This window comes from Paenibacillus sp. OAE614 (assembly GCF_040546645.1).
Taxonomy (GTDB): domain Bacteria; phylum Bacillota; class Bacilli; order Paenibacillales; family Paenibacillaceae; genus Paenibacillus_AQ; species Paenibacillus_AQ favisporus.
In genome coordinates, this window is sequence record NZ_JBEPOD010000001.1 from 123,562 (window position 1) to 130,000 (window position 6,439).

7 protein-coding genes (1 of these 7 cut by a window edge) are annotated in these 6,439 nt (G+C 51.6%); 6 read left to right on the forward strand and 1 reads right to left on the reverse strand.

Annotated elements, in window-relative coordinates:
• The first annotated feature begins 10 nt into the window (after positions 1-10).
• From ABIE48_RS00610 to ABIE48_RS00630, 5 genes are all read left to right on the forward strand, one after another.
• On the forward strand, positions 11-724 hold the full coding sequence (locus ABIE48_RS00610; RefSeq protein WP_192717523.1) for an MgtC/SapB family protein: 714 nt from the start codon (positions 11-13) through the stop codon (positions 722-724).
• Positions 725-872: 148 nt separating this feature from the next.
• Complete coding sequence (locus ABIE48_RS00615) at positions 873-1,508, forward strand: hypothetical protein (RefSeq protein WP_192717524.1); 636 nt, start codon at positions 873-875, stop codon at positions 1,506-1,508.
• Positions 1,509-1,569: 61 nt separating this feature from the next.
• Positions 1,570-2,841, forward strand: a complete 1,272-nt coding sequence (locus tag ABIE48_RS00620; RefSeq protein WP_354518106.1) for a DUF4097 family beta strand repeat-containing protein — start codon at positions 1,570-1,572, stop codon at positions 2,839-2,841.
• Between the two features lie 123 nt (positions 2,842-2,964).
• Positions 2,965-3,390, forward strand: coding sequence for a peroxide-responsive transcriptional repressor PerR (perR, locus tag ABIE48_RS00625; protein WP_076176019.1), 426 nt, complete (start codon positions 2,965-2,967; stop codon positions 3,388-3,390).
• 122 nt (positions 3,391-3,512) lie between these two features.
• Positions 3,513-5,225 carry a glycosyl hydrolase family 18 protein gene (locus ABIE48_RS00630; protein WP_354518109.1) on the forward strand — a complete coding sequence of 571 codons (1,713 nt, stop codon included), beginning with the start codon at positions 3,513-3,515 and terminating at the stop codon, positions 5,223-5,225.
• Between the two features lie 82 nt (positions 5,226-5,307).
• Here ABIE48_RS00630 and ABIE48_RS00635 read toward each other — a convergent pair whose 3' ends face one another.
• Entirely contained in the window at positions 5,308-5,700 is a 393-nt protein-coding gene (locus ABIE48_RS00635) for a DUF2614 family zinc ribbon-containing protein (RefSeq protein WP_076176014.1), read from the reverse strand.
• A 122-nt stretch (positions 5,701-5,822) separates the two neighbouring features.
• On the opposite strand from ABIE48_RS00635, the gene ABIE48_RS00640 reads away from it, so the two are divergent.
• A protein-coding gene (locus ABIE48_RS00640) for a nucleotidyltransferase-like protein (RefSeq protein ID WP_192717526.1) crosses the window boundary here: on the forward strand, positions 5,823-6,439 show its 5' portion. 262 nt of this gene lie beyond the right edge of the window; the window shows 617 of its 879 coding nt (coding positions 1-617); its start codon is at positions 5,823-5,825; the stop codon falls past the right edge of the window.

Sequence of the window (6,439 nt, forward strand, 5' to 3'; positions counted from 1 at the left end):
AGGTTGACCCTTGCAGGATCCATGGTATATCGATAATGTGCATATTTTGCTGCGTTTGCTGCTGTCTATGCTGCTCGGCGGATTGGTCGGTCTGGAGCGGGAGCGGTCCAACCACGCGGCTGGACTCCGAACTCATATTTTAGTGTGCATGGGATCGGCGTTAATTATTATGCTGTCTATTTACGGCTTCTCCGAATTCGTTCACGAGGTGAACATCCGGATCGACCCTGCCCGTTTGGCATCGGCCGTCATTACGGGGATCGGATTCCTGGGAGCCGGAACGATTCTGTTTACCGGTAAATCCATTACCGGTTTAACGACGGCGGCTTCCGTATGGGTCGTCGCTGCGGTCGGCTTGTCTGTCGGCGCCGGGTTTTATTTCGCGTCCGTCTCTGCCACGCTGCTTATATTACTGACGCTCGTGGTATTTAATAAGCTGGAGCAGCGTTATATCAAAGGGAGCAAGCTCCACCTGTTCACATTCCACGCCGTTTCGGTTCCGGGGCTGCTTGAATCGATCTCGGAATTAGTGCAGGCGGAAGGCATCGCCGTGAAAAAATTGATTATCAATGAACGGAGTGCAGCCGCGCCCTTTGAGCTGGAGCCTCCCTCCACCACGCTTGAGATCTCGATGCACGTCCTGATCAAGCAGTCTTTTGATCCGCTGCAGCTGGCTTCGCAAATCCGGAAGCTGGAAGGAGTTACACTGGTGTCCCTAGACTGACAAAAACGCCGAAAGCTCCCGGGTGACCGGGGGTTTTTGCTTTGACAGGCCGGATAATCCAGATATTGACCTGTTAATTAGGGGACAGAATAGGGTACTATCAGGAAAAAGGACTCGGCCAAACCATTTAAAGAAAGGAGCTGCAAGCATGCATTCTGCCGGACGTCACTCAACAAATTCAGCGGACGAACCGCAGAAAGGTAAACGCCGGTTACGCATTCATTCCAAGGCGGAGCGGGGAGTCCGCAAGCGCCGGCTGTATTCCCGCAAGCGCAAATTTACCGCAGGGCTTCTTGCAGCGATTTGTCCGGGACTCGGCCATATTTATCTGGGATTGTACCGTAAAGGGGTTTCTCTTATATTCGCGCTGATGCTGGATGTGTCGGCGCTGCTCTATTTTTCCTCCATCGGCATCCAGATCAACGTACCATTGCTTATTTTGCTCGGACTTTTATTTCCTGTCGCTTATTTTTATAGCGTTTATGATGTGCTTCAAGCTGCGGATTATGTGATTTATTACCGGAGAAGGGCTGGGCTTGAGCTGCCGGATGAAGAGGAGACGGAACGGGCGCATCCCTTTGCATTGGAACGCAGCATCGCTTTCGGCGTATATCTGGTTGCCGGCGGGCTGCTGATGATCGCCTTTTATCAGAAGCCCAAATGGCTTGGCATGTTTATTGAACAGTACGGACAAACCGCGGCTGCGGTCGTTTTGATCGTCCTTGGTTTGTTTTTCGGGCTTCGGGAGACGCTCCTGTTTTTAAACCAAAGACGTGGAAGATGAACCGCTGCGCCATAGCCTGATTTATGGCCGTGCTGCAGCGTGGAAAGAGGTGATCGACAACGTGAACCGAAAACCCAAATTGCGGGTGGGGCGTTTTACTGCTGTGCTGCTGCTGGTTGTGACCGGTGCACTGCTGTTGACGGATGCGGTTCAAGGGACCGAAAGCATGCTGCTCCTGCTAAAATGGTGGCCGCTGCTGGCCGTCCTGTGGGGTGCCGAATATATTGTGCTGTACTGGTTTATGCGGAAATCGCGAACACCCGGCTGGGGGCGTTTCCGGCTGGATATCCGCGGAGTGCTGGTGGCCGTACTGCTGTCGGCTTCCGTTTTTGTCGTCACCGAACAAGACCACTACCTGCATTTGTGGAATAAGGTCAGTTTGAATTTGACGGCGGCTGGTGTGGACTACAGTGAGGCTAAGGGTAAGCGGTTTGATAAGGACCCGATTTCGATTCCTGTCGCCTTCGAGACCCAAGCGGTGAATGTCGACAATATTAATGGCGATATTTTGCTGCAGCGGGGACCTGTGGACGACATTCGGGTGGATACCGAGATGTGGGTGGATCAGATTACGGGGCCGGAAGCGGATGTGATCGGGCAGGAATCCACGGTCGACGTCAGCGACGGAAGCACCGTTACGATCCAAACCAAAGGCAAGGCTTACGGGCAATCTGGCAAAAGGCAGCCGCGGATGAACCTGACCATTACGCTGCCGGAAGACCGTCGCTTTAATTTTTCCATCCGGACGATGAACGGCGGCATTACTTTGAATAATGTAGAGGCCATTGAGCAAATTACGCTGGAAAGTGCAAATGGCGAACTTAAGCTGAACCATATTCTTGGGCAGGTTAAAGGAAAAACGCTGAACGGGGCCGTTCAGGCCGCGAACGTTACCGGCTCGGTTGATCTCACGACCAACCGGGGGAATATGGAGGCGATCGATGTTTCCGATTCTGTTGCGCTGACATCCCAGGTCGGGAATCTGTCGGTCATTCGGGCCCAGGGAAAAATCAATGTAAGCACCAAGAACGGCAACATTTATGTGGATGACATCAAATCGGATTTGACGGCAGAGTCGCTCAACGGCGATATTACGGCAAGATCGAACTCCGTCGGCGGAAACTGGGACATCTACAGCGCTGTCGGGGAGCTTATCCTTGATCTGCCTGGGGAAGGCAACTACGCCATTGACGGAACGATCAGCTATGGCGATATTCATAATATGTTCCCCGAGTTTGCCGTGGACAAGAAGAGCATTACCGGCGAGATCGGTACCGGTGACTATACGATCCATGTCGAAGGCAACAGTGAACTGAATGTGAATAAATATTAGAAAAGGATGAACATGGAAGCTTTAACCGCTTCTGTGGGGCGGGGTCCGTTGACAAAGCTCAAAAGATAAACGTACAATAAAGTTATTAACGACTATGTTAAAACATTAAAGGCGGTGGGAATCATGTCTACGCGAGTCCAACATGCACTAGAACAACTGAAGGCAACAGGTGTTCGGATTACGCCCCAACGTCATGCGATTTTGGCCTATTTGATGGAGTCCATGAACCATCCGACGGCGGATGAGATATACCGCGCACTCGAGCCCAAGTTTCCGAGCATGAGCGTCGCGACCGTATATAACAATTTGAAGATGTTTATGGAAGCGGGAATGGTCCATGAGCTGACCTATGGAGATAATTCGAGCCGCTTTGATGCCAACGTGTCGGATCACTTCCACGTGATCTGCGAGAAATGCGGCAAAATTGAAGATTTCATGTATCCTTCTCTGAAGGATGTGGAGCATACAGCGGAACAGAGCACTGGATTCAAGGTCAAGGACTTGAGGATGGAGCTTTATGGGATATGCAGTTCTTGCAAAGAACAATGATTTTTGAAACGTGCGGACTCCTGCAAAGGATTCTTCACGTTTTTGTTTTTCAGGCAGAACTTTCCGATCAACCAGAACATACCGGAAGGCATAATTTGAATAAAATGACGGAGGATTAGCGAGTGAACAGAAGAAGACGCAGACGCCGCCCCTCAGCGGGGAGGCGCTTTACGATATTCCTGGGCTTGTGCCTGATCATTGCCGGGGCCTATCTGACGGTGACCGAAATTCTACCGAATCCTTTGCATGAAAAACCGGATTGGCGCGGCATGGACAAGCCTATTTTCGTGGAAGGGAAGCTTCAGGCAGAACCAGCCGAAGGAGCCGGTGAACAGCTGATGCTTCCGCTGCCGGTACTGCAGAAGGTGGTGGATCCGACGATTCGATATGAATCAGGGACCCAGTCCATCATTTTGACGACGCCAGTGCGGGTCATGCGGCTGCAGACAGGACAGAAAAAGGCGCAGCTGAACAACAAGCCGGTTGAGCTCCGGTTTGCTCCGGAGGAAAAGGACGGCGTGCCGTACATGCCGATTCAGCCGCTTAAGGAACTGTACGGGGTTAACATCCATGAGGATGCCGCTACGGGTGCCGTCATTTTGATGAAAGCCGGGGATACCATACAGATGGGGGAGGTCAAAGGCCAGCCTGACGATAAGGTGAAGCTCCGAAAGGGGGATTCCATCCACTCGCCGATTCTGGCTGACATGAAGGGTGGTACCGCTCTGCGGATTTGGGATTCGGAGGGATCCTGGTATTTCGCCCAGATGGATAACGGCTACAGCGGGTATGTCCGCAAGGATGAAGTCTCACTTGGGGACAAAAAGACGATCGAAATTCCGCCTATCCCGCCAACCCGGGCGGAGCGCAGCTGGAAAGGCAAACCCGTCAACCTGGCGTGGGAAGCAGTCTATCAGAACAAACCCGATCCGGCCGTATTGGACGGACTGGACGGTGTCAACGTCGTCAGCCCGACCTGGTTCAGCATTATCGACGGTAAGGGCAACGTGCGCAGCAATGCGGATATTGCCTATGTGAATAAAGCCCACGCCCGCAAGATGGAGGTATGGGGGCTGATCAATAACAGCTTCGATGCGGACATAACTACGAGCGCGATGGCCACCTATGAAACGCGGCTGAATACGATCAGCCAGCTGCTGGAGCTGGCGCAGATGTATCATCTGGACGGGATTAACATCGATTTTGAAAATGTAAAAACGAAAGACGGCCCCAATATTACGCAGTTTGTACGTGAATTGAAGCCGCTGGCACAGGATCGAGGACTGATCTTGTCGGTTGACGTCACGCCGAAATCGAGCAGCGAGCTGTGGTCCAAATTTCTGGACCGCAGTGCACTGAGCGAAGCCGCGGATTTTATTATGCTGATGGCTTACGATGAGCATTGGGCATCAAGTCCGGAAGCTGGCTCGGTTTCTTCCCTCCCTTGGGCGGAAGCGGCTGCGCGAAAGATCCTGGATGAGGACGACGTTCCGCCGCAGAAGCTGATACTGGCCGTGCCGCTGTATACGCGGATCTGGTCGGAAGCGAGCAAGAATGGAAAGGTCGAAGTGTCCTCCAAAGCGGTCGGCATGAAGACCGTCAAAGATATTTTGGCCGAAAAGAAGCTGAAGCCGAAATACCTGGAAGACGTGAAGCAGCATTATGTGGAGTATAAGGAAGACGGAGTCCTGAAAAAAATATGGATTGAGGACGCGGTATCCCTGCAGGCGAGAGTGGACTTGGCCAAGTCGCTCAAATTGGGCGGCGTTGCGGCATGGACGCGAAGCTTCGGGACGGAGGATGCCTGGAAGGTGTTAAAAGGAATACAACAGTAATTACCTTATTGGATCAGCACTTATACTTTATGTAATAAAAAACCGGTACAGCCTGTGATCAGGTCGTACCGGTTTTTTGTATTTAATGATGATGCGGCGTTGCTTGGGCTCCCTGGCCTTGCTGAGCGGCTTGCAGCTCTTCGGGAGTAATATTCGCCTGGTTGGGATCCAGCGTCAGGATCGTGCGGCAGAACATGCAGCGGTCGGTTTTTCCGAGCATTTTGGTCAATTTGTGACATTCCGGACATTCGAGCTGCAGCGCGCTGGTCGACAGCATGCCGGCCCAGAAATATATTCCGAGGCTGCCCATCATGGAAATCAGGCCAATCACAAGACCGATGGCTGCGAACACCTTACCGGCATGTCCCCAAAATACGATACCGGCCGTCCCCAGAACCATCAGACCCATACCCAGCATCGTCAGCAGCAGGCCCCAAAGACGAAAAGCGTTAATTTTCGCTTGATTGAAAATCATGAATCTTTAGCTCCTATCATCAAATTTGTTGTATTTACAAAAAGAAGGAACTGACATGGACATGTAGAAGTATATTATAACTGAATTGGCTCATTTTCGCCAAGGAATGCATGGAGGGAGACGTGAATTTGTCCAATTTGTCCTTTTTTTATGGAGAGTCGGTTTATGTCGATGCCATGGGAACTATTATTTTTCGCCAAGAGGGTCATAAATTTGATGGATCGCTGCTGCATGACTTTGATCTTATTATACTAATCGTTCGCGAACAAGAAGATAAACCGTTATCCGTAGAACATACGATGGCAGGGGAACTGCGCTGCCAAGTGCTGCATGTCAGTTTGGGCTCGCTTCGGCGTTGGCTGGTGGCCGGCGAGAAGGGGGACCTGGTTAAATGTTTCATGGAGGGAGAGATCGTTCACGATCCGTATGCCCGGCTGGCGCAGCTTCGCCAAGATTTCATTGAATTCAGGCAGCCGTTGAGGGACCGGAAGATGCTGTATGAATTTTCCCATTTTCTATGGATGTACGTGGAAGCCAAACGTTATATGCAGGAAGGCTTTTACACGGATGCTTACCACAGTGTGCTGAATTCGCTGAAGCATTGGGCCAAGATCGAGCTGATCGAGCAGAAGGTTCTCCCGGAGAAAGCCGTATGGGAGCAGGTACGGGGACTTAACACGGCCATTCATAAACTGTATGAAGAACTAACCCAGAGTACGGAAACGCTCGCTCAGCGCGT

What these genes read in the sequence shown, in the direction of transcription:
- ABIE48_RS00635 (WP_076176014.1), bottom strand. Translation starts at nt 5,700, where the DNA reads ATGATTTTCAATCAAGCGAAAATTAACGCTTTTCGTCTTTGGGGCCTG.
- ABIE48_RS00615 (WP_192717524.1), top strand. Translation starts at nt 873, where the DNA reads ATGCATTCTGCCGGACGTCACTCAACAAATTCAGCGGACGAACCGCAG.
- perR (WP_076176019.1), top strand. Translation starts at nt 2,965, where the DNA reads ATGTCTACGCGAGTCCAACATGCACTAGAACAACTGAAGGCAACAGGT.